Genomic DNA, 20,632 nt, shown 5'->3' on the forward strand with positions numbered 1-20,632 from the left:
CGCGCCGGGTCACCACCTGGTCCCAAGGGATGGCGTCGATGCCGGCCACGGCGACCACGGCTCAGCTCTCACCGAAGTGCTCAGAACGACGGCGCGACCCTCGTAGCGGACGGACAGGCGTTCGGCGTCGGCCATGGCCTCCCGCGCCGCTCGCCGGGCCGCCTGGTGCCTGCCCGCCGTGGCCAGCACCTCCCCGATCCGCTCGGCCCCGGCCCCGGCTCCGCCGGCGGCTCGGCGGTGATGCCCTTGGCCGCCAGATCGGTGATCGTGGCGTCGAGATCGTCCACCTGGATGACGAGGTGGTTGACGGCGCCGGTGTCCTTGACCGGTCGCGCGGGGTCGTGCACGAGCTCAAGGCTGACGAACGGGTCGTCGGGCAATTGGAGCATGGTCAGGCTGCCGAAGCCCGTCTCCGGCACGCTGCCGAGCTCGGCGTACCCGATCGAGGTGTAGAAGGCGAGCGAGCGTTCCAGGTCGGTCACCCGCAACCCGAGGTGCAGCATGCGCATGCCCGGCACCCTAACGCCACCCGGACGAGCGGACCACACCTCCGGCAGAAGCAAACGCCGCTAATGTGATCATGTGCCGGGAGCGTACTGGAACCACAACGTCCACTACCAGAAGCTCGTGCTGAAGCTCCTTCCCGAGGGGTGCGCGGAGGCGCTGGACGTGGGCTGCGGCGACGGGCTGCTGGCGAGCAGACTCGCGTCGTCGTGCCTGCCGTGACGGGCGTCGACCACTCCCCCGAGGCGATCAGGATGGCCGAGGAGCGGCACGGCGGCGTGCCGGGACTGGTCGGCCGCCGTGCGGGACGGCGCCTGACCTCGCACCCGCCGCGATCGATCACCCGGCCAGCCGGGACCGGGCCTGACCTCACTCCCGCCGCCGGTCAGCCGGCCGCCGTCGGTCGCAGGGCGTCCATGACGAGGCCGATCAGGCGTCCGGTCTGCTCGGAGGTGTCGCCGGCGAGGAAGATCCCGAGCAGCATCACGGTGATGTCCTGCGGCTCGACGTCGCCTCGGAGCGATCCGGTTTCGGCGCCCCGGGCGAGGATGGTGGCGACGGCGGCGGTGATGCGTTCCCGGGTGGCCGGGGTGGCGATCCGGCCGGAGGCCCAGCCGGCGCGGAGGGTGTCGGCCATGCCACGTTTCGTCGCGACGAACGCGGCGTAGCGCTCCATCCAGGCTCGCATGGCCGCGTCCGGCGCGAGCTCCTGGAGGAGGGTGGAGGCGCTGCCGGTGACGTCGTCGAGTTCGGCCGCGTACACGGCCTCGACCAGGGCCTCGCGGGTCGGGAAGTGACGATAGAGCGTGCCGATGCCGACCCCGGCCCCGCGGGCGATGCCTTCGAGCGGGACGGTGCCGTCGGCGGCCGCGAACGCGGCCCGGGCGACCTCGATGAGCTTGTCCCGGTTGCGTTGCGCGTCGGCGCGGGGGGTGCGCGGTTTCGCTGGGGGTGTCGGGCCGGCGGATTTCAAAGCGGAGGACCCTCCGGTATACGTGTTACAGTGCTTAAAGCGGAGGATCCTCCGCCTTTCTATCGTCTCATGAGGACGGAATCTTTCATGACCCCGAGCAGTTCCCCCTCCCCTCAGCTCACGGCCACCGGCGCCCCGCGCGCCGGAGGGGCCGGGACGATCGCCGGCCGCACGGTCTCCCGCATCGGATACGGCGCCATGCAGCTGGAGCGCCTGCGCACCGACCGCGACGCCGCGATCGCCCTCCTGCGCCGCGTGGTCGAGCTCGGCGTGGACCACGTCGACACCGCCCAGTTCTACGGCGACGGTTTCGTCAACGGGCTCATCCGCGACGCGTTCCGTCCCGAGGACGGTGTCGTGGTCGTCAGCAAGGTCGGCGCCGATCCCGATCCGGGCGGCGCCATTCCGCTGCGCCCCGCCCAGCGGCCCGAGGAGCTGCGGGCGAGCGTCGAGGACAACCTGCGGGCCCTCGGCCTCGGCCAGATCCCGGTGGTGAACCTGCGCCGCCTGGACACCGGGCCAGGCCTGCGGGCCGAGGGCGACCAGATGGTCGATCTCGACGACCAGCTCGCGGTGATGACCGCGTTGCGGGACGAGGGCAAGATCGGCGCGATCGGCCTGAGCAGCGTCACCCTCGACGGGCTGCGCCGGGCTCTGCCCGCCGGCATCGCCTGCGTCCAGAACCACTACAGCCTGGTCTCGCGTGACGACGAGGAGATGCTGCGGCTCTGCGTCGACGAGCGGATCGCCTGGATCCCGTTCTTCCCGCTCGGCGGCGCCTTCCCCGGTCTGCCGAAGGTGTCCGGCGATCCGGCCGCCTCCGCCGCGGCGGAGGCCCTCGGCTGCACCCCCTCGCAGGTCGGCCTGGCCTGGCTGCTCCACCACGCGCCGAACATGCTGCTCATCCCGGGCACCGCGGACGCCGGCCATCTGGAGGAGAACGTCGCGGCCGGCAGGATCGAACTCGACGAGGCCACACTGACCACGCTGAACGCCGTGACGACTCACTCCGCCAGCGGCCTCACCTTGGGTGAGCGGTCATGACGGGGCCGTCCCGCCCAGGGCGAGCAGCACGGTGGTGCGCAGCGCCCGCCTCGACTCCTCCCGCGACATGCGTCCGGAACCGGCCTCCTCGGCGGCGGCGTGGGCGAGCCTGATGGTGACCGTGGCCAGCCAGTCCGGCGGGAGCCGGTGGTCGAACTCGCCGGACTTCTGGCCGCGCCGGATCACCCGTGCCAGCAGCTCGCTGATCGGCTCGTGGCGCTCGCGGTCGGCGCGCGGGCCGGCGGGCAGCGATCCGGCCAGCCGCGCCACCGCGGGGTGCCGCCCCACCGTGCGCTCGCCGGCGTCGAGCACGCGTAGCAGGGCCTCGGCGGCCGGGCCCGCGTCGGGGTCCGCGGCGTTCATCGCGGCGGCGGTCTCCTCGGTGAGCCGGTCGACGACCGCCGCCAGCAGTTGGTCGCGTGAGCGGAAGTGGGAGTAGACGGTCTGGCGCGTCACCTCGGCGGCGGCGGCGATGGCGTCGAGACTGGCGTCGGGCCGGGCCTCGAGAACCTGGAGTGCCGCGTCCAAGATGGCATTCCTGCTGCGCACCGCGTCGGCGCGGAGGTTGCGGGCCGGAGGGGGAGTCATTTCTTACACCTTGCCAAAGTTAGCGGACACCTCATATCTTACGGCGTGTAAGAGATCTTATCCCCGACGCGCGATGGGACCACCATGAATCCCTTCTACGACGACGACCCGAAGCGGTTCATCGCCGACTTCTTCACCTCGTTCACGGCGGAACTGCTGCACAGCGACGACGATCCGGCCCTGATCGTCGATCGCTATCACACGCCGGACATCATCCAGGTGGCGGACGGCAACCGCATGGACCGCGACAAGCTCATCGCGCACACCCGCCCCGTGCGCAAGACCCGGCCGGAGGGACGCATGGACGTCCACGAGGCGGTCGCCGCCGGCGATCGGCTGGCCGCCCGCTACACCCTGCACGTGCGCACCCGCAAGCGGGATCTCGCCATGGAGGTGTGCTTCTTCGGCCGGTTCGCCCCTGACGGGCGGATGCGGGAGGCTCACCTGCTCACCCGTACCATCCCCGACGGCACGGAGGTGCCGGCATGACCGGGACCACCTACGGAGTGAGCGGCATGGCGTGCGGCCACTGCGCGGCCTTCGTCACCGAGGAGATCGAGCGCATCCCCGGCGTCGGCGCCGTGGCGGTGGACGTGGCGGGCGGCACGGTCACAGTCACCAGCGACCGGGATCTCGACGTCGCGGACGTGCGCGCCGCGGTCGAGGAGGCCGGCTACGAGCTCACCCGCTGACGCCGTCAGGCCGAAGCGGGGTCCGCCGCGGGCGCGGGGCTCCCGTCGGCCACGAGGCGGCGGACGGCCTCGACGACCGCGGCGCGGTGCCGTCGCGCGTCCTGGCCGGTGGCGGCCACCGGACTGGTCGGCATCCAGGCGTTGGTGAGCGCCAGGGTGAAGGCCAGCAGGTCCTCCGGCGTGAAGGCGGCCGCCACCTGCCCGCCCGCCTGCGCCGCCGCGATGGCGTCGGTCTTCTGGCGCATCGAGACACGCAGCCCGTCGGGCTCGTGACCGGTGCCCGAGCGTTCGAGGCGGTGCCAGCTCGCCAGGCGGAGCTGGTAGGGGTTGGCCAGCAGGAAGTCGAACAGGCGGCCCGCGTAGCCCGGCAGGTCCTCGGGCGTGAAGGGAACCTGGTCCAGGACGCGGGCGACGTGCGTGTCCATGACCGTGTCGAAGAGCCGCTCCTTGCTGCCGAAGTAGGTGTAGATGAGCGCCTTGTTGGCCTTGGCGGCGGCGCCGATGCGGTCCACGCGGGCGCCGGCGATGCCGTGGGCGGCGAACTCGTCCGTGGCAGCCTGGAGCAGCCGGGCCTTGGTCGCCTCGGCGTCGCGGGCGCGGGGTTCCTGGGGCATGATCCCAAGATAATCAACTAACTGGTTATTTGACAACGGGACGCGGAGGTCGCAGCATCTAAATGACTGTTTAGTTACAACTCGAAGCGGGGATGCATCATGTCCAAGACCTGGCTCATCACCGGAGGCTCGCGGGGTTTCGGCCTGGCGCTCGCCCACGCCGTGCTCGACGGCGGGCAGCGCGCCGTCGTCACCGCCCGCCGCCCCGAGCAGCTTGAGGACCTCGCGCGGCGCCATGGCGACCGCGTCCGGACCACGGCCCTCGACGTCACCGACGCCGGGGCCGCCCGCGCCGCCGTCGGGATGGCGCTCGACGCGTTCGGCCGCCTCGACGTCGTCGTCAACAACGCGGGCTACGCCACCAGCGCGGCCATCGAGGAGATGCCGGAGGAGGATTTCAGAGCCCAGATCGAGACGAACCTGTACGGGGTCGTCAACGTCACCAAGGCCGCCCTGCCGGTCCTGCGGCGGCAGCGCTCCGGTCACTTCATCCAGTTCTCCTCCATCGGCGGGCGCGTGGGCGGATCGCCGGGCCTCGGGGCGTACCAGACCGCGAAGTTCGCCGTCGAGGGCTTCTCCGAGGTGCTCAACGCGGAGGTGAAGCCACTGGGCGTCAAGGTCACCATCGTCGAGCCCGGCGGTTTCCGTACGGACTGGGGTGGCTCCTCGATGACCGCCCTGCCGGTGGGCGAGGACTACGAGCAGACCGTCGGCGAGATGAACCGCTACCGCGAATCCACCGTCGCCACCTGGCGCGGGGACCCGGAGCGCGCGGCGCGGATCATCACCGAGATCGCCGGCCTCGACGATCCGCCGCTGCGCCTGCTGCTCGGCGCCGGGGCGGTCGAGGCGGCGGAGACCTCCTCCAAGGCCCGCGCCGCGGAGGCCGGAAAGTGGGCGGAGGTGAGCCGCTCCGCCGACTTCCCGCCGGGCGAGTAGCCGCGTCCCCGGCAAGGGAAGACACTCCTGCTCACCCGCTGACCGTCGGGGAAGGGGCGGCTTTCCTGATCCTCGGATGGGTATGCGGGCGTGTCCCGTTTGGGAACCGGCGTCCCATGGTTACCGTGAAAGGGCGTTCCGGTCGGGTGCAACCGGGTCCTCTCCTCCTGCGAAGTGCGTTCCACAGCGACAGAAGGAGCTGCGTACATGGACACGGTAATCTCGCGGATCAGCCATGGGCGCGAGCCGGCCGGGCGGCGCCTGGCGCGATCGCTCGCCGGCGTGATGGGGGAGCTGGGAGGCCCGGGTTCCGAAGGTGAGCCCCGATGAGCCCCGTGGTGGTCGTCGGGGCCGGTCTGGGCGGCCTGGCGGCGGCCGTCCCCCTGGCCGCGGCGGGCCGCCGGGTCACCGTGGTCGAGGCGCTCGACGAGCCCGGCGGGTGTTGCGGCACCGCCCGCGTCGGGCCGTACCGGTTCGACATCGGCCCGTCCGTGCTCACCATGCCCGGCGTGCTCGCCGAGGTCTTCGGCGCGGCCGGGGAGGACCTGCGGCACTGGCTGCCGTTGCGCCGGCTGGACCCGTCGTACCGGATGGTGTTCGACGACGGGTCTCGGCTGGACGTGCTGCCGGAGCGCGAGGCGATGACCGAGCAGGTGCGGGCGGTATGCGGGCCGGTGGAGGCCGCGCGCTACGAGCGGTACCGGCGGCTGCTCGACGAGTTGTTCAGGGTGGAGTGGCCGGCGTTCATCGACGCGGACATGACGCGGCTGCGCGCCCTGGCCCGGCCGGCCGCGCTGCTGCGGCTGGCCGCGCTGGGCGGCTTCGGCCGGCTGGACCGCCTGGCGGCCCGCCACCTGAGGGACCCGCGGCTGATCAAGGCGCACACCTTCCAGTCCCTGTACGTGGGGCTGTCGCCGCGGCGCGCGCTGGGCATCTACGCCGTCATCGCGCACATGGACACCGTCGGCGGTGTGTACTTCCCCGAGCGCGGCGGCATGCACGCCATCCCGGCCGCCATGGCGGCGCTGCTGGAGAAGCTGGGCGCGGACATCCGGTACGGCGTGCGCGCCCGCAGGATCGACACCGACGGCGACGGCGTCACCGGAGTCCTGCTGGAGAACGGCGCCCGGCTGCCGGCCGGGAACGTGGTGGTGGCCTGCGACCGGCTGGCGGCCCGGCGGCTGCTCCCCGCCCTGGCGGACGACTGGCGGCTGTGCCGCCCCCGCCACTCCCCCTCCTGCCTGGTGATGCACGCCGGCCTGGACCGCCCGCTGACCGGCCAGGCCCATCACACGCTGCACTTCGGCCGGGCCTGGCGGGAGACGTTCACCGCGCTGGCGGCGGGCAGGCCGCAGCCGGACCCGAGCCTGCTGGTCACCTGCCCGGAGCCGGACGGCGAGGCGGCACCGGACGGGCACGCCACGCTCAGCGTCCTCGAACCGGCGCCGAACCTGCTCCGCGGCGGCTGGCACCGCCTGCGCCCGGAGCTGGAGGCTCGCCTGCTCGGCCGGATGACCGAACTCGGGTACGGCGATCTCGCGGGCGCGCCCCGGCTGGTCCTGGACCCGCCCGCCTGGGCGGCGCGCGGGCACAGCGCGGGCACCCCGTTCGCGCTGGACCACCGCTTCACCCAGACGGCGTGGCTGCGCCCGTCGGCCGTCGCCCGCCGGGTGCCCGGGCTGCACTTCGCCGGCATGTACACCGCGCCGGGCGTCGGGGTGCCCCCGGTGCTGATCTCCGGCCGGCTCGCCGCCGAACGCATCCTCAAGGAGGCCCGGTGACGCTCACCGCCAGCTACGAACGCTGCCGGCGGCTGCACGCCCGTTACGGCCGCTCCTACTACCTGGCCACCCGGCTGCTGCCCCGGTGGAAGCGGCGGCACGTGCACGCCCTGTACGGCTTCGCCCGCTACGCCGACGAGATCGTCGACTCCTTCACGATGACCGCCGACCGGTCCCGCGCGCTCGCCCGCCTGGCCGCCCGGGTGGAGGCCGGGCTGGCGAGAGCGAAGGCGGACGACCCGGTGCTGCCGGCGTTCCTGCACACCGTGCACTCGTTCGGCATCGACCACGGCGAGATCGGCGCCTTCCTGGCGTCCATGCGCGCCGACCTGTCGGTGACCCGGTACCCGACCTACGACGACCTGCTCGGCTACATGGCGGGCTCGGCCGCCGCCATCGGCACCATGATGCTGCCGGTGCTGGAGCCCGCGCCGGGCTGCGAGGAGGCGGCCCGCCTGCCCGCCCGCGAGCTCGGGCTGGCCTTCCAGCTCACCAACTTCCTGCGTGACGTTCGCGAGGACTTCGCCCGGGGGCGCGTCTACCTGCCGCTGGAGGATCTGGACAAGTTCGGGGTGCGGCCGGAGGAGCTGGGCGGCCACCGTACGGGGCCCGCTCTGCGGGAGTTGCTCGCTTTCGAGGCCGGGCGGGCCCGTGACCACTACCGGGTCGCGGCCGGCGGCATCGGCCTGCTCGCCGCCTCGTCGCGGCCGTGCGTGCGGGCCGCCTTCGAGCTGTACGGGGGCATCCTGGACGAGATCGAGCGCCGCGGGTTCGAGGTCCTGGCCGGCCGGGTACGGGTGCCGCGCCGCCGGAAGTCGGCTGTGTTCGCCCGCCAGCTGCTGGCCTCGGCCGCGGCGGGCAGGGCCGAGCTCCGCGTGGCGCGTCCGTGACCGGCTCAGCGCAGCGGGTCGGTCCCGTCCCAGGTGCCCTCGCCGGCATAGGGGGTGAAGCGGGCGAACAGCTCCTCGGCGTACCAGTCGTGCGCGCGCACCCGCTCGATGACCCGCTGGTGCGCCTCGCCCCGGTAGGCGAAGGCGCGCACCGCCGCGCGGTCGCGCCACAGGGAGAAGGTCGCCTGCCTGGCCAGCGGCCACTCCCCCATGCCGACCGAGGCCAGGCAGCCCTCCTGCCGCCGCAGCAGCTCGTCGACCGGCGGCACGGACCGGTAGAAGGCCACCAGGCGGCCGGGCCGGATCGACGCCCTGGTGAGCACCGCCACGGGCCCCTCCGCACCGCCACCCCGAGCCGCCGGGCCGTCGAGCGGGTCGCGTCCCGGCCGGACGTCGCGCGAAGGATCGCGTCCCGGCCGGACGTCGCGCGAAAGGGAGTGTCCCGGCCAGGCGCCGTGCACCGGGTCGTGTCCCGACCAGGTGCCGCGGGAGGTCACCGGGATCAGCCGTACCTGCCAGTGCTCGCGTGCCTCCGTCCGCCAGCGGGAGGCGATCGGCGAGGTGCGCAGGAACACCTCCAGGTCGGCCTCGCCGTGCCAGACCGCGAACAGCGCCCACCGGCGCAGGTCGGCGCCGAGCGACATCGAGCGACCCCGGCCGGTGCCGAGCAGCCGCCAGAACCGCAGGCCGCCCGTGCGCCGCAGCAGCGGCCGGTCGAAGGCCATGTGCCTCATCGCGCCGGCGCTGTCGTACCGGATGAGGTGGAACGACGCGATGGTTGAGGTGCCCGTGGCGGTCATCGCCGGTTACCTGCTCGGCTCGGTGCCGGTCGCGGTCCTGGTGGCGCGCGGGCACGGCGTCGATCCGCGTGACGTCGGAGACCGCAACCCGGGGTACTGGAACGTCAAGGAGCGGCTCGGGCGGCGGGCGGCCGTGCCGGTGTTCGCGGGCGACACGCTGAAGGGCACCCTGGCCGCCCTGGCGGGTCTGCTGGTCAGTGGCGCGCACACCACCGGGCTGGGTGTCGTGACGGGGGCGAGCGTGGTGCCGGTGTACGTGGCCGTGGCGGCGGCCATGGCCGGGCACGCCTGGCCGGTCTTCGCCGGCTTCCGGGGCGGCCGCTCCGTCCTGACCTTCGCCGGCGGCGTCGCGGTCATCTGCCCGCCGGCGTTCGTGCTGGCGGTGGGCGTGCTGGCGGTGGCGGCCCTGGCGCTGCGGTCGTTCGCGGTGGGGGCGCGCCTGGCGGTGTTCGGCGTGCCGGTGCTGCAACTGCTGTTCGCGCCCGTGGAGCTGGTGGCGGCCACCGGAGGGCTCATGTGCCTCATCGGGCTGCGTTTCGGCCAGGCCGCGCTGGCCGCGCGCCGCCGCTGACGGCGGGATACGTACGGACCGCCGGATACGTGCGGCCGCGCCACGTGCGGACCGGACGCAGCGTGGCCTGGGTCAGCCGCAGTGCGGAGGCCGGGTCGAGCAGCGGCGACAGCAGCAGGCCCGCGCCGGGCGTACGGTAGCTGCCGCGCAACGCGCCCGTCAGCAGCAGCCGCACCGCCAGCAGTGCCACGTCCAGGCCGGTGGGACGGCCGACGGCGAGCCGGAGCACGGGCAGCGCCCCGGTCAGCCAGATGACGGCGAGGTCGGCGGCCTGCCAGCCGGGCCCGGTCACGTCACGCAGCGGCAGCGAGCGCCCCCACTCCCGCCACAGCTCGCGGACCGAGTCGTGCATGTCGACCTCCAGCAGCCCGCCCGCGTCCAGGAAGCCCACCGACCAGCCCCGCCCGGCCAGGCACCGGGCCAGCGCCACGTCGTCGGCCATCCGGTCCCGCACCAGCGCGAACCCGTCCGCCTCGGTCATCCGCGCCCGGCGGAAGGCCATGCACTGGCCGTTGGCGACGACGCGGTGCGGCGGCGGCGGGCTCGCGGGGCCGACCGGTCCGAACCGATAGACCAGCGTGGCCAGCATGGAAGCGTGCAGGGCCTGCTCCAGCGCGCTGCCACAGGCGAACCGGGGGGCCGCGCTCACCAGGTCGTACCGCTCCAGGGCGCCCGCCAGCGCTCCGAACAGGCCGGGCGCGGGCCGGGCGTCGGCGTCCAGCGTGACCACGACGTCGCCGCCGGCGGTGGCCACCCCCTGGCGCAGCGCCCACTGCTTGCCCACCCACCCGCCGGGCAGCGGTCCCGCGGTGACGACCTTGGCCCCCAGCGAGGCCGCCACCTCGGCCGTACCGTCGCGGGAGCCGTCATCGACCACGATCACCTCGGTGACGGCGGCGGCCCCGAGCACGGCGCGCAGGCACGGCCCGATCCTGGCCGCCTCGTCGCGGGCGGGGATCACCACGGAGATCGTCCCGCGCGCGGCCGGGAGCGGCCGCAGCGGCGGCAACCGCCGCCGCCCCCGCGCGAGCCGCGCGACCACAACAGCACCCGCCACGACCTGCGCGGCGGTGAGAGGGCTCATTGGGGCCTGCTCGGGAAGTCCCGGGTGACCAGGTCGGCCACGATGTGGGCGCCCATGGTCACCATGGGCAGGCCGCCGCCCGGGTGGGCCGAGCCGCCCACCAGGTACAGGCCGCGGCGGGGTCCCCGGTTGCCGGGGCGCAGGAACGGGGCGAGCCTGCCCCGGTGGGCGGTGCCGTAGATGGCGCCGTCCCAGGCGCCGTAGCGGTCGCGCAGGTCCGCCGGGGTGAAGACGTCGGCGAAGCGCAGCCGGCCCGCCAGGTCGTGGCCGCGCTCGGCCAGCCGCTCCAGCACCAGGTCCCGGTACGCCTCCACCCGGATCGGCCACCGGCCCGGATCGCGGGCGGGCACGTTGACGAGCAGCGTCCAGTTCTCCGCGCCCGAGGGGGCCTGGGAGCCGTCGTCCACGGCCGAGCAGCCGACGTAGACGGTCGGGTCCCGGGGCGGGCTCCCGCGGTCGAAGATGTCGGCGAACTCCCGTTCGTAGTCGGCCGAGAAGAGCACCGAGTGGTGCGGCAGCCCGGGCGTGCGCCCCTCCACCCCGGCGAGCAGCAGCAGCGCCGAGGAGGAGGGTCCCAGCCGGGCGATCCGGCGCAGCCGCCGGCGATCGGGCAGCAGGCGCTCGTACAGGCTGGCGGCGTCGGTGTTGGCCACCACGACGTCGGCGCGGACGCGTTCCCCGCTCTCCAGCCGCACCCCCGTGACCCGGGAGCCGCGGGCCTCGACGGCGGCGACCGGCTCGGACAGGAACGCCCGCACGCCGGCGGCCTCCAGCAGCAGGGCCAGGTCGTCGGCCAGCCGCGCCATGCCGCCGGGCGCGTACCAGGCGCCCTGCCCGTGCTCCAGCGCCGGGACGCAGCCCAGCGCGGCGGGCGCTCGGTACGGGCTCGATCCGGCGTAGGTGGCGTAGCGGCCGACGTACTGCCGCAGGCGGGCGTCGCGGAAGTAGCGGCGGGCCAGCCCGTCCAGCGTGCGCGCGGGTGCCACCGCCAGCAGGTCGGACAGCCTGGCCTCGCCCGGCGGGCGGAGCAGCGGCCCGGTGAACGCGGTCCGGCCGGCCGCCCGCAGGCAGCCCAGCGCCCAGCCGTGGAAGGCACGCCAGGACCGCCCCTCCCCCGGAGCCAGCCGCTCCACCTCGGCGACCATCCGCTCCGGGTCGCGCCGGGCGTCCAGGACGGTGCCGTCGGCGAACCGGTAGCGGCACAGCAGCTCCGGCTCGACCAGCTCGCGCCGCACCCCCAGCGTGCGGAAGAGGTCCGGCATGGTGAGCAGCGTGGGCCCCAGGGAGAAGGTGAAACCGTCCCGGCGGTGCTCGGCCAGCTTGCCGCCCAGCCGCGGCAGCCGCTCGTACAGCCGGACCTCGTGCCCCTGCCTGGCCAGCAGCAACGCGCACACCATGCCGCCCACGCCGCCGCCGATCACCGTCACCTCCGCCATGACCGCCTCCAGGCCGGCGCGGCGAACGCGCCCATCGTGATTCCGCCGGCCACCGCCACCAGCGGGTCGGGCGGGTCGAACACCGCCGCGAAGGCGACCGTCTCCATCACCGCCATGACCGTGTACAGCGCGAGCAGCCCCCGGTCCGGCCCGGCCTCACCGGACACCCGCCCGACCGCCAGCATGACCAGCGCCGACACCAGCAGCCAGCCCGCGAAGTTGGTGAGCGGGATGCCGCGGTAGGAGCCGTCCTCCGCCCACGTCCACAACCCGAGGCGGACCATCTGCGGGTCCAGGAACAGGTCCCACGCCGTCAGCGCGCCCGCGCCCGCGCAGACGCGCGCCCACCCTCCGGCCGGCGCGACGGCGGCCGCGACCGCGTACGCCGCCAGGCCCATGCCGCCCCAGGCCAGCGCCACCACCACGGGTACGCCGCCCACCTGCGGCCACAGCACACCGCTGTAGCGGTAGCCGCCGAAGGGGAAGCCGGTCAGCACCCCGATCAGCTCGGCCGCGTACCCGGTCAGCACCGCCGCGCCGAACGCGGCCACCGCCCTGCGCGGCCCCCACGCGTACGCGGCGAAGGCCACGGCGCAGGCCGCCAGCAGCACCACGATGAGCCCGGTGAAGCGCTCGGGCCGCGAGCTCAGCCCGGACGCCACCTGGCAGCCCATCATGGCCAGCAGGGAGAGCGCGCCCAGCGCGCGTGCCGGCCCGAGGGCCGCACCCGCCGCCTGCTCGCCCCGCGTCTGTTTCACACCCTGTCTTTCGGAGGTGGCGCTTTCACAGGTGCACGTGCCCGGCGGCGTGCCAAGCCAGCGCCATGATCAGCCCAGCGTCAGGGCGAGGATCAGGGGGTGAAGGGGGCGAGCTCCGGTGGGGTGCGGCCGTCCAGGATCGATCGGGCCAGCGCGTCACCGGTGAAGGGGGCCATGGTCAGGCCCGCCGCGCCGAAACCGCTGATCACGTGGAGTCCCTTCACCGACGGCACGTGGCCGACCACGGGCAGGTTGCCGTCGGGCAGTGGCCGCAGGCCGACCCGGGTCTCGATGAGGGTCGCGCCGGCCAGCCCGGGCGCGATCCTGAGCGCGTCGCCGAGCACCTGCCACTGTCCCCCGGCCGTCACCCGCGGGTCGAACCCGCTGCCCGTCTCGCGTGTCGCCCCGACCACCACCCGCGCGTCGTCGAACGCGACCAGGTAGTGGTGGGACAGCGGGTGCACCGACGGCCACGCGGTGGTGTCGGCACCGGCGAGCCGGAGGTGGGTGATCTGCCCGCGCTGCGGCGCGACGGCGAGCCGCAGGCCGAGCGGCCCGAGCACCTCGTTCACCCAGGCACCGGCCGCCACCACCACCTCATCGGCCTCCAGGCTCTGTCCGCCCGCCTCGACCAGCGGCACACCGCCGGACCGCACCCGGAGCCGGGCGGGGCCGGACACGGTGAGCGCGCCGTGGTGCGCCGCGCCGGCCAGCAGCGCGGCGCACAGCGTGCGGCCGTCGACCCGGCCGCCGCCGGAGATGAAGACCCCTTCCAGGTCGGGTGCGAGCGCGGGGAACAGGGCGCGGACGTCGGCGTTGCCCACCCGCTGGATCTCGCCCACGACGCTCCCGGCGGTGCGGGCGCGCCTTTCGACCCGCTCCTGCGCCTCGCGCAGTTCCGCTTCGTCCGCGCTCACCAGGAGGGCGCCGTTGCGGCGGTAGTCGGTACGGGTCACGCCCGCCTCACCGAGCAGCTCGATCAGCGCCGGGTAGTAGGCGGCGCCGGCGGCGTACAGGTCGTAGAAGGGGCCTTCGACGGTGGTCGCCCAGGGCGAGATGATGCCCGCGCTGGCCGCCGTGGCCTGTCCCTCGCGTGCGGAGTCGACGAGCGTCACGGCCGAGCCGCGGCGGGCCAGGGCGAAGGCCGCGGCGGCTCCCGCGATGCCGCCGCCGATAACGATGACTCGGTGCTGGGGCACGGTGTCCTTTCTGCGCCGCGCCCCCCGGGGGGCACGCGGCAGGTTGTCCGAGCAGGGGGTGTGACGGGCGGGGACGACGTGCCGGTGCTGGAGCCGGTCCACGGTTTCACGGCCGCGGGCCGAGGTTCGGCCGGGCCTCCGCGATGACCCGCAAGGAACCGCATGAACCCTCCACTCGCCGGTGGCGTTCCCGACCCGTCGCCTCCTCCGTCTCGTGATCGTCCCTCTGATCATCTCCTTCCCGGTGTTCTCGATCACCTACCTGGCCCCGGGAACCTGATCGACTCGCGCCCTCACCGGGCGGTGGTCGTGAGTGCGTCTGGACCACGGATCCACCCCTGGCGGCCGGGCGTCCGATGTGACCTGCGCTGATGGCGATTCCGGCCGGGCCCCGGCCCACACAAGCCTGTTCCGTGGTCTGGCCCCGCCGCTCGCGCCGAGCGCTGTCGGCGAGGGTCACCGTGTCGACGCCCACCATGAGCGTCTCAGCGCCCGCTACGGCTCCAGGGGCCGTCTGAGCGAACCGTGACGCGTCAGCAGGCGCGTGCGCACCACGCGGCTCGAAGTCGTACTCCGGATAGGAGTCGCTGCTACGAAACCGCCCCGGCGAGGCTGTCGCCGAACCAGGTCCGCAACGCCTCGTCCAGGGTCTCGTCGGGGGTGCCCGCCCAGGCCACGTAGCCGTCGGGGCGCACCAGCACCGTCTCGGGTGCCTTCACCTGGACCACGTCCACGTGGGAATGCCTGACGCGGAGGCTGCCGGTGGGGTCGAGCAGCAGCGGCCGGGCGCCGTCGGAGGGCTCCTGGAGCGGGTCGGGCAGGTCGGCGAGGAAGCGGCCGACGAGCGGGTGCGGCGGGGCGGTCGTCGGGTAGGGCAGGTCGGCGCCGGCCAGGAGGGCGGCGAGGCGGCGGCGGTTGGCCTCCTCGGTCAGCAGCTCGCCGAACAGCTCGCGCAGCGCGGTGATCTCCGGTCCCGGTGCGGTCAGGGCGAGCTGGGCCTTGGAGTGCATCGCGACGCGCAGGGCGGCGGGGCGGCGCTCGGCCTCGTAGGTGTCGAGCAGCCCGGGCGGGGCCTGGCCGCGCACGGCCGCCGCCAGCTTCCAGGCGAGGTTCGCGGCGTCGTGCAGGCCCAGGTTGAGCCCGGGGGCTCCCATGGCCGAGTGGACGTGGGCGGCGTCCCCGGCCAGGAACACCCTGCCCGCCCGGTAGCGGTCGGCCACCCGGGTGTTGCGGCCGTTGAGGCGGCGCAGCAGGCGCGGGCCGTCGCCGGCGGGGGCGGCCAGGGGCAGGTCGGCGCCGGCCACGCGGGCCAGGCTGGCGCGCAGCTCGTCGATGGTCATCGGCACCTCGTCGCCGGGCGCTGTGTCGCCCCCGCCGGGAGCCGTGTCGCCCCACTCCATCGAGCTCACGGCCAGGACGCCCGGTCCGGTGGGCAGCATGGCGTACGCGCCGCGCTCGGTCCGATACCAGGCGTACAGCCCGAACGTGCCGATCCCCGGCACCTCCAGCTCGGCACGCTCGGGCCGCAGAGTCGCGCCTGGCACCGTGACCTCGGCGGCGCGGCTGACCACGTCGCTCTGGTTGACTCCGGGGAACTCGATGCCCGCGAGCTTCCTGACCGCGCTGTGCGCGCCGTCGCAGCCGACCAGGTAGCGGGTGCGCAGCTCGTAGGGGCCGTCGGGGCCGGTCAGGGAGAGCGTGACGCCCTCGGCGTCCTGGGTGAGGCCGGTCAGCTCGTGCCCGCGCCGGACCAGCGCGCCCGTCTCGATCGCCCGGCGCTCCAGTTGCTCTTCCAGCTCCGCCTGCTTGATCTGCATGCCGGTCAAGGGGTTGTCGCCGAGACCGGCCAGATCGAGCGGCAGCGCGCCGAACATGAAGGCGCGCGCCGGGTCGGGCCGGCCGGTGCCCAGCCCGCGGCGGTGCAGCAGGCGGACGACGTCGCCCACGATGGCGTTGGCCTTGGGCTGTCCGCTGCGGCGGGGCAGGCGTTCGATGACCAGCGGCCGGAGGCCGGCCAGGCCGAGCTCGCAGGCCAGCATCAGCCCGTTGGGGCCGCCGCCGACGATGACGATGTCCGCGCTCACGTGTCTCCTTGCGTTGAGGGGTCGGGCAGTCCCGCCGCCAGGCGACGCAACGCGTCGCGCAGCAGCGGTACGAGCGGGATGGGCGGGTCGGCGTAGAGCCAGTGCCCCACGGCCACCTGCACGGCGGTGGTCACGGTGCCGGCCACCAGGTGGGGGTAGAGGTCACGGCCGGCATCGGTGCCGGTGCGCTCGGCCACCGCGACCGCGAGCTCACGCTGGGAGGACTGGGCCAGCTTCAGCGCCTCGGCCTGCAGGCCGGGCTCGTCGACCAGCAGCCGGGTGGCGGCCAGCCGGTCCTGCTCGGGGGCGCGGGCCTCGGGCCCGGTGTGCAGCTCCCACGCCTGGACCGTCGCCTCGGTCAGCGCCTGCCACAGCGGCTCGCCCGGGGGCCGGGCGCGCAGGGCCGCCGCCTGGTGCGCGGCGCGGTCGGTGTGCCGTGCGGCGAGCGCTTCGTACTTGCTGGAGAAGTAGTTGCTGAACGTACGGGGTGACACCCCGGCCTCGGCCGCGATGTCCTCGTTGCGGACGTTCGCCAGCCCGCGCTCCAGCGTCAGCCGGAGCGCCGCACTCATCAGTGCCTCGCGCGTGGCCTGCTTCTTGCGTTCCCTCAGCCCGCTCACGGGGCCTTACCCTAGCCATATCTTGCCTAGTAAGCAAATTTGCCGACTAGGCAAGATCCGTGCCGACCTCGCCGAGCCCCTTCACGAGCCGGCCGGTGAATCGGTGCCGACGAGGCCGGCCTGCACGGCCCCTTCGGCACCTGGACCGGTCAAGCCGGCCAGGAAGACGAGCACCCTTCCATCCGTGTCGGCGCCGCTGTCGGGTCCGCCGGCATCCTTCAGACGGACGCGCTGTTCACGTGTTCAGTGGTGAGCAGCTCCAGGAAGACCGTGGCCGCCGGGGACGGGCGGTTGCCCCAGATCAGATACTCCATCCGCGTGGGTGCGTCGCGAATGCGGATGATGCGCAGGTCGGAGAAGCGCGGCACGTACGCGGCCGGGAGCATGCCCACACCGAGGCCCTGCCGTACCAGGTCGACCATGAAGTCCGCGGACGTCACCTCGAAGGGCACCTCACGCCGCACCCCCGCGGCCGCGAAGGCCTCGTCGGACTGTGCGCGCCCGGCCGCGCCGGAGCGGAAGTCGATGAACGGTTCGTCCGCCAGGCTGCGCAGGTCAACCTCGCGCTCCGTCCGGTGGTAGTCCGGCGCGACCACGGCGACCAGGTCGCCTCCGCCGAGCCGGCGGCTCTGCACGCCCTTCGGCTCCATGCGGGGCGGCAGGCCGAGGAACGCGACGTCGACACCGCCCTGCCGGACCCGCTCGATCAGGGCCTCGCTGCCCTCCGAGGTGAGCGTGATGTGCACCTGCGGATGGCGCCGCCGGTAGTCCCGCAGGGCGACCGGCAGGTTGACGGCCGCCACCGTGGGGATGGCGCCGACGGCGAGCCGCCCGCGGATCTCCCCGCCGGCGGCCGCGACCTCGGCCCGCGCCCGGTCCGCGGCCTCCAGGCACTGCCGGGCCGCGGGCAGGAACGCCTCCCCCGCCGGCGTCAGCCGCACGCGGCGGCTGGTGCGCTCGAACAACCGGGCGCCCAGCTCCCGCTCCAGACCGGCGATCTGGTGGCTCAGCGCCGACTGCACCACCCGGCAGCTCTCGGCCGCCCGGGTGAAGTTCATGGTCTCCGCGACCGCGATGACATACCTCAACTGCTGCAGCTCCATACAACCATCGTGCATCACGATTGATCGCTATGAAAAGTATGTGTTGGACTCATTGATGGGTGCTCGCGCACCCTTGAACCATGACAACGCAAACCCTGACCCGCGCGCCCATCGTCACCGCCGCCCAGCCGCGGCTGAACCGTGGGCTTCTGCTGCTCATGTCGGTTGCCACCGGACTCTCCGTCGCCGGCAACTACTTCGCTCAGCCCCTGCTCGACGTGATCGGGCGGGACCTGGGGCTGAGCACCACCATGGCCGCCACGATCGTCACCGCCGCCCAGGCCGGGTACGCCCTGGGGCTGATCCTCCTGGTTCCGCTGGGCGACCTGATCGAGCGCCGCCGCCTCGCGGCCCTGCTCTTCGCCGGAACCTCCGTGTTCCACCTCATCTCCGCCTTCGCGCCGAACGGTTCCGTGCTGCTGATCGGCACCGCGCTGACCGCGCTCACCTCGGTGGCCGCGCAGGTCGTGGTCCCGTACGCCGCCACACTCGCGGCCCCCGGCGAGCGCGGGCGCGTCGTGGGGATCGTCATGGCGGGCCTGCTGCTCGGCGGCTTGTTAGCCCGCACGGCCTCGGGAATGCTTTCCGCGCTCGGGGACTGGCGGACGATCTACTGGCTGAACGCGATCCTCGTGGCGGTCGTCGCCGTCCTGCTGTGGCGCTTCCTCCCCCGCCTGCACACCCCCGTCGGGCTGTCCTATCCGGGGCTGCTGCGGTCGACGCTCGGGATGTTCCGCCTCGAGCCGCTGCTGCGGTGGCGGGCCGCGATCGGCGGACTGTCCTTCGCCGCGTTCAGCGTGCTGTGGACGGCGATGACCTTCCTGCTGGCCGGGCCGTCGTACGGCTGGGGCGAGGCGGCCATCGGCATGTTCGGCCTGGTGGGGGTCGTCGGGGTGATCATCACACCGATGGCCGGCCGGCTGGCCGACCGCGGATGGGTGCAGAAGGTCAGCGGGGCCAGCGCCGCGGCCCTGGCGCTCGCCTGGCCCCTGATCGGTGCCGGCGCGAGCTCTCTGGGCTTCCTCTTCGCCGGGGTCCTGCTGTTCAACATGGCCCAGGTGGCGCTGATGAACGCCAACCAGAACGTGATTTACGCACTCCGCCCGGAAAGCCGCAACCGACTCAACTCCGCGCTCATGACCGCGTTCTTCCTCGGTGGCTCCGCCGGATCGCTGCTCACCTCCGTGGCCTGGACCGGCGCCGGTTGGACCGGGGTGAGCCTGCTCGGGGGCACGCTGTCCGCCGCCTCCTTCGTGCTGTGGGTGCTGGAGCGCGGCCGGGCGAAGAAGCGCCGGCCGTAGTCCATTCGTTCGCCCGCAAGCCTGCAAACCAGAACAATCAGAAAGAAGAAAATGGCCACCAACGACAAACACCCGCACTCGACCTTGAGATCATGGCTGGGTGTTTCAGCGATCACGGCCAGTCTGTTCGTCTTCCTCACCACCGAATTGATGCCGGTCGGCCTGCTCACCCCGGTGAGCACGAGCCTCGGTATATCGGTGGGCGTCGCCGGGCTGATGGTCACGCTCTACGGCGTGTCAGCCGGGCTCGGCGTACCGTTCATCGTGGCGTGGAGCAGGCGCGTCAACCGGCGCGTCCTGCTCTCCACGCTGCTCGCGATATTGACCCTGGGAAACGTCATCACCGCCGTCTCGCCGAACTACCCGCTGGTCCTGACGACGCGGCTCGTCATGGGATTCGCCAGCGGGGTGTTCTGGGGCATCGGCGTGGCCATGTCGATGCGCCTCGTCCCGCAGCGCCACGCGAGCAGGGCGGCCGCGGTCGTCATGTCCGGCATCTCGATCGCCGCGGTCGTGGGTATCCCGCTGGGAACAGTCGTCGAAAACCTCACCGACTGGCGAACCACGTTCCTCATCTGGGCCGGGCTCAGTGCGCTGGTGTTCCTCGCGGTCGTCACCATCATTCCCTCGCTGCCGTCGGCGAACGCGGTTTCGGTGCGGGAGGTCTTCGGGCTTCCGCTGAGGAACGTGCCGCTGCGGCTGGTGCTCATCACCGTCGTGCTCTTCGTGCTCGGCCATTTCGGCGCCTACACATTCGTACGCCCGTACCTGGAGGACAACGCGTCCGCCACGCCCGTGTTCATCACGGTGCTGCTGATGGTTTATGGCGTCGGCGGCGCGGCCGGTAACTTCATCGCCGGATTCACGGTGAACAAGAATCTGCGGGGCAGCTTCATCGCCGGCTGCGTGGGGCTCGTGGTGTCCCTGCTGTCGCTGCTCACGATCGGTCATGGGCAGGCCGGCTCGGTCGTCTCGCTGGTTCTCTGGGGAGTTTCCTTCGGCGTCGTCCAGTTGTGCCAGGTCAACATGACGCAGGCCGCCGCGCCCGACACCTTCGAGGCCGCGATGTCACTGAACACCATGGCCTACAACACCTCCATCGCGCTCGGGGCGCTGTTCGGCGGGCTGTTCGTCGACAATCTGGGGGTCACTAGTGTCGTCTGGTTCGGCGTGGCGCTGACGGCGGCTTCGCTGGTCCTCACCCTCGGCACCCGCCGGCGGACCTCGCCCGCCGTCCGCGAAGAGGCGTTGGCCGCCAGCGAATAATTCTGGACATGCGTATTCGCCCGTTCGTTCGGCATGACCTGGCCCGGCTCACCGACCTGACCTTCGAGACCTTAGGGCCGTACTGCGAGGACTACAGCGGCTTTTGCCAATGCCGGCCTCCCCACGTGCACGGCAACAACGACACGACCGGCGCGGTCCGCGCGGTGGAGTCGATCGCCACCGGGCTCGGCTGGGAGCGGGTCCAGCAGCCGGTGACGGTGATCGGCTCGCCGGGCAAGGACGATCTGGCGGCCTGCTGGGAGCTCGGCGCCACGGTCGCCGCGACGATCGGCTAGCTTCTCCTAACCGATTCCTTATCTGTGTATCCCTAAAGTGCTACCATGCTAGATAAATGGAGAAATCGGCGGATCAAGCGCGTGAAGTC

The 20,632-nt window shown here is 73.3% G+C and carries 22 protein-coding genes and 1 pseudogene; 11 read left to right on the forward strand and 12 right to left on the reverse strand.

Annotated elements, in window-relative coordinates; translation table 11 throughout:
* Positions 1-80 precede the first annotated feature (80 nt).
* A complete protein-coding gene (locus ABGB18_RS31815; protein WP_347699329.1) occupies positions 81-509 on the reverse strand; it encodes a VOC family protein in 429 nt (142 codons plus the stop codon).
* A gap of 73 nt (positions 510-582) precedes the next feature.
* On the opposite strand from ABGB18_RS31815, the gene ABGB18_RS31820 reads away from it, so the two are divergent.
* Positions 583-726 carry a hypothetical protein gene (locus ABGB18_RS31820; protein ID WP_347699330.1) on the forward strand — a complete coding sequence of 48 codons (144 nt, stop codon included), beginning with the start codon at positions 583-585 and terminating at the stop codon, positions 724-726.
* Positions 727-889: 163 nt separating this feature from the next.
* Here ABGB18_RS31820 and ABGB18_RS31825 read toward each other — a convergent pair whose 3' ends face one another.
* Positions 890-1,477, reverse strand: coding sequence for a TetR/AcrR family transcriptional regulator (locus ABGB18_RS31825; protein WP_347699331.1), 588 nt, complete (start codon positions 1,475-1,477; stop codon positions 890-892).
* An 87-nt stretch (positions 1,478-1,564) separates the two neighbouring features.
* Here ABGB18_RS31825 and ABGB18_RS31830 point away from each other — a divergent pair, with 87 nt between their 5' ends.
* A complete protein-coding gene (locus tag ABGB18_RS31830; RefSeq protein WP_347699332.1) occupies positions 1,565-2,521 on the forward strand; it encodes an aldo/keto reductase in 957 nt (318 codons plus the stop codon).
* Here ABGB18_RS31830 and ABGB18_RS31835 read toward each other — a convergent pair.
* Complete coding sequence (locus ABGB18_RS31835; protein ID WP_347699333.1) at positions 2,516-3,109, reverse strand: TetR/AcrR family transcriptional regulator; 594 nt, start codon at positions 3,107-3,109, stop codon at positions 2,516-2,518. The two genes, ABGB18_RS31830 and ABGB18_RS31835, sit on opposite strands and share 6 nt — an antisense overlap.
* A gap of 84 nt (positions 3,110-3,193) precedes the next feature.
* On the opposite strand from ABGB18_RS31835, the gene ABGB18_RS31840 reads away from it, so the two are divergent.
* Complete coding sequence (locus ABGB18_RS31840; protein ID WP_347699334.1) at positions 3,194-3,598, forward strand: nuclear transport factor 2 family protein; 405 nt, start codon at positions 3,194-3,196, stop codon at positions 3,596-3,598.
* A complete protein-coding gene (locus tag ABGB18_RS31845) occupies positions 3,595-3,801 on the forward strand; it encodes a heavy-metal-associated domain-containing protein (protein ID WP_347699335.1) in 207 nt (68 codons plus the stop codon). The genes ABGB18_RS31840 and ABGB18_RS31845 overlap by 4 nt, the downstream gene beginning before the upstream one ends.
* Positions 3,802-3,806: 5 nt before the next feature.
* On the opposite strand, the gene ABGB18_RS31850 is transcribed toward ABGB18_RS31845, so the two are convergent.
* Positions 3,807-4,415, reverse strand: coding sequence for a TetR family transcriptional regulator (locus ABGB18_RS31850; RefSeq protein ID WP_347699336.1), 609 nt, complete (start codon positions 4,413-4,415; stop codon positions 3,807-3,809).
* A 99-nt stretch (positions 4,416-4,514) separates the two neighbouring features.
* On the opposite strand from ABGB18_RS31850, the gene ABGB18_RS31855 reads away from it, so the two are divergent.
* The 3 genes from ABGB18_RS31855 to ABGB18_RS31865 all read left to right on the forward strand — a co-directional run bounded on the left by ABGB18_RS31855 (position 4,515) and on the right by ABGB18_RS31865 (position 8,025).
* On the forward strand, positions 4,515-5,354 hold the full coding sequence (locus ABGB18_RS31855) for an oxidoreductase (protein WP_347699337.1): 840 nt from the start codon (positions 4,515-4,517) through the stop codon (positions 5,352-5,354).
* A gap of 326 nt (positions 5,355-5,680) precedes the next feature.
* Positions 5,681-7,135, forward strand: a complete 1,455-nt coding sequence (crtI, locus tag ABGB18_RS31860; protein WP_347699338.1) for a phytoene desaturase family protein — start codon at positions 5,681-5,683, stop codon at positions 7,133-7,135.
* Complete coding sequence (locus tag ABGB18_RS31865) at positions 7,132-8,025, forward strand: phytoene/squalene synthase family protein (protein ID WP_347699339.1); 894 nt, start codon at positions 7,132-7,134, stop codon at positions 8,023-8,025. Before crtI (ABGB18_RS31860) ends, ABGB18_RS31865 begins: the two co-directional genes overlap by 4 nt.
* Before the next feature lie 5 nt (positions 8,026-8,030).
* On the opposite strand, the gene ABGB18_RS31870 is transcribed toward ABGB18_RS31865, so the two are convergent.
* On the reverse strand, positions 8,031-8,825 hold the full coding sequence (locus ABGB18_RS31870) for a spheroidene monooxygenase (RefSeq protein WP_347699340.1): 795 nt from the start codon (positions 8,823-8,825) through the stop codon (positions 8,031-8,033).
* Here ABGB18_RS31870 and ABGB18_RS31875 point away from each other — a divergent pair.
* On the forward strand, positions 8,800-9,396 hold the full coding sequence (locus tag ABGB18_RS31875; RefSeq protein ID WP_347699341.1) for a glycerol-3-phosphate acyltransferase: 597 nt from the start codon (positions 8,800-8,802) through the stop codon (positions 9,394-9,396). The two genes, ABGB18_RS31870 and ABGB18_RS31875, sit on opposite strands and share 26 nt — an antisense overlap.
* Here the strand turns inward: ABGB18_RS31875 and ABGB18_RS31880 are convergent.
* From ABGB18_RS31880 to ABGB18_RS31910, 7 genes are all read right to left on the reverse strand, one after another.
* Positions 9,347-10,480 carry a glycosyltransferase family 2 protein gene (locus ABGB18_RS31880; RefSeq protein ID WP_347699342.1) on the reverse strand — a complete coding sequence of 378 codons (1,134 nt, stop codon included), beginning with the start codon at positions 10,478-10,480 and terminating at the stop codon, positions 9,347-9,349. The genes ABGB18_RS31875 and ABGB18_RS31880 overlap by 50 nt on opposite strands.
* Positions 10,477-11,916, reverse strand: coding sequence for a phytoene desaturase family protein (gene crtI, locus ABGB18_RS31885; RefSeq protein ID WP_347699343.1), 1,440 nt, complete (start codon positions 11,914-11,916; stop codon positions 10,477-10,479). Before crtI (ABGB18_RS31885) ends, ABGB18_RS31880 begins: the two co-directional genes overlap by 4 nt.
* Complete coding sequence (locus tag ABGB18_RS31890; RefSeq protein WP_347699344.1) at positions 11,904-12,674, reverse strand: carotenoid biosynthesis protein; 771 nt, start codon at positions 12,672-12,674, stop codon at positions 11,904-11,906. Before ABGB18_RS31890 ends, crtI (ABGB18_RS31885) begins: the two co-directional genes overlap by 13 nt.
* A 92-nt stretch (positions 12,675-12,766) precedes the next feature.
* On the reverse strand, positions 12,767-13,873 hold the full coding sequence (locus ABGB18_RS31895; protein ID WP_347699345.1) for an FAD-dependent oxidoreductase: 1,107 nt from the start codon (positions 13,871-13,873) through the stop codon (positions 12,767-12,769).
* 590 nt (positions 13,874-14,463) lie between these two features.
* A complete protein-coding gene (locus ABGB18_RS31900; RefSeq protein ID WP_347699346.1) occupies positions 14,464-15,957 on the reverse strand; it encodes an FAD-dependent monooxygenase in 1,494 nt (497 codons plus the stop codon).
* A complete protein-coding gene (locus ABGB18_RS31905; protein ID WP_347699347.1) occupies positions 15,954-16,577 on the reverse strand; it encodes a TetR family transcriptional regulator in 624 nt (207 codons plus the stop codon). Before ABGB18_RS31905 ends, ABGB18_RS31900 begins: the two co-directional genes overlap by 4 nt.
* Positions 16,578-16,795: 218 nt before the next feature.
* On the reverse strand, positions 16,796-17,680 hold the full coding sequence (locus ABGB18_RS31910) for a LysR family transcriptional regulator (RefSeq protein ID WP_347699348.1): 885 nt from the start codon (positions 17,678-17,680) through the stop codon (positions 16,796-16,798).
* Between the two features lie 80 nt (positions 17,681-17,760).
* Here ABGB18_RS31910 and ABGB18_RS31915 point away from each other — a divergent pair, with 80 nt between their 5' ends.
* From ABGB18_RS31915 to ABGB18_RS31925, 3 genes and pseudogenes are all read left to right on the forward strand, one after another.
* Positions 17,761-18,981, forward strand: coding sequence for an MFS transporter (locus tag ABGB18_RS31915; protein ID WP_347699349.1), 1,221 nt, complete (start codon positions 17,761-17,763; stop codon positions 18,979-18,981).
* A gap of 51 nt (positions 18,982-19,032) precedes the next feature.
* Positions 19,033-20,247 carry an MFS transporter gene (locus ABGB18_RS31920; RefSeq protein WP_347699350.1) on the forward strand — a complete coding sequence of 405 codons (1,215 nt, stop codon included), beginning with the start codon at positions 19,033-19,035 and terminating at the stop codon, positions 20,245-20,247.
* 122 nt (positions 20,248-20,369) lie between these two features.
* Positions 20,370-20,543: pseudogene (locus ABGB18_RS31925) on the forward strand (flavodoxin); the annotation flags it as partial.
* Positions 20,544-20,632 lie beyond the last annotated feature (89 nt).

This window comes from Nonomuraea sp. B12E4 (assembly GCF_039871825.1).
Classification (GTDB): domain Bacteria; phylum Actinomycetota; class Actinomycetes; order Streptosporangiales; family Streptosporangiaceae; genus Nonomuraea.

Bases quoted from the DNA above. Each gene is read 5' to 3' on its own strand.
- ABGB18_RS31815 (WP_347699329.1), bottom strand. From the start codon at position 509: ATGCGCATGCTGCACCTCGGGTTGCGGGTGACCGACCTGGAACGCTCG.
- ABGB18_RS31830 (WP_347699332.1), top strand. From the start codon at position 1,565: ATGACCCCGAGCAGTTCCCCCTCCCCTCAGCTCACGGCCACCGGCGCC.
- ABGB18_RS31835 (WP_347699333.1), bottom strand. From the start codon at position 3,109: ATGACTCCCCCTCCGGCCCGCAACCTCCGCGCCGACGCGGTGCGCAGC.
- ABGB18_RS31840 (WP_347699334.1), top strand. From the start codon at position 3,194: ATGAATCCCTTCTACGACGACGACCCGAAGCGGTTCATCGCCGACTTC.
- ABGB18_RS31845 (WP_347699335.1), top strand. From the start codon at position 3,595: ATGACCGGGACCACCTACGGAGTGAGCGGCATGGCGTGCGGCCACTGC.
- ABGB18_RS31850 (WP_347699336.1), bottom strand. From the start codon at position 4,415: ATGCCCCAGGAACCCCGCGCCCGCGACGCCGAGGCGACCAAGGCCCGG.
- ABGB18_RS31855 (WP_347699337.1), top strand. From the start codon at position 4,515: ATGTCCAAGACCTGGCTCATCACCGGAGGCTCGCGGGGTTTCGGCCTG.
- crtI (WP_347699338.1), top strand. From the start codon at position 5,681: ATGAGCCCCGTGGTGGTCGTCGGGGCCGGTCTGGGCGGCCTGGCGGCG.
- ABGB18_RS31875 (WP_347699341.1), top strand. From the start codon at position 8,800: ATGGTTGAGGTGCCCGTGGCGGTCATCGCCGGTTACCTGCTCGGCTCG.
- ABGB18_RS31870 (WP_347699340.1), bottom strand. From the start codon at position 8,825: ATGACCGCCACGGGCACCTCAACCATCGCGTCGTTCCACCTCATCCGG.
- ABGB18_RS31880 (WP_347699342.1), bottom strand. From the start codon at position 10,480: ATGAGCCCTCTCACCGCCGCGCAGGTCGTGGCGGGTGCTGTTGTGGTC.
- crtI (WP_347699343.1), bottom strand. From the start codon at position 11,916: ATGGCGGAGGTGACGGTGATCGGCGGCGGCGTGGGCGGCATGGTGTGC.
- ABGB18_RS31910 (WP_347699348.1), bottom strand. From the start codon at position 17,680: ATGGAGCTGCAGCAGTTGAGGTATGTCATCGCGGTCGCGGAGACCATG.
- ABGB18_RS31915 (WP_347699349.1), top strand. From the start codon at position 17,761: ATGACAACGCAAACCCTGACCCGCGCGCCCATCGTCACCGCCGCCCAG.
- ABGB18_RS31920 (WP_347699350.1), top strand. From the start codon at position 19,033: ATGGCCACCAACGACAAACACCCGCACTCGACCTTGAGATCATGGCTG.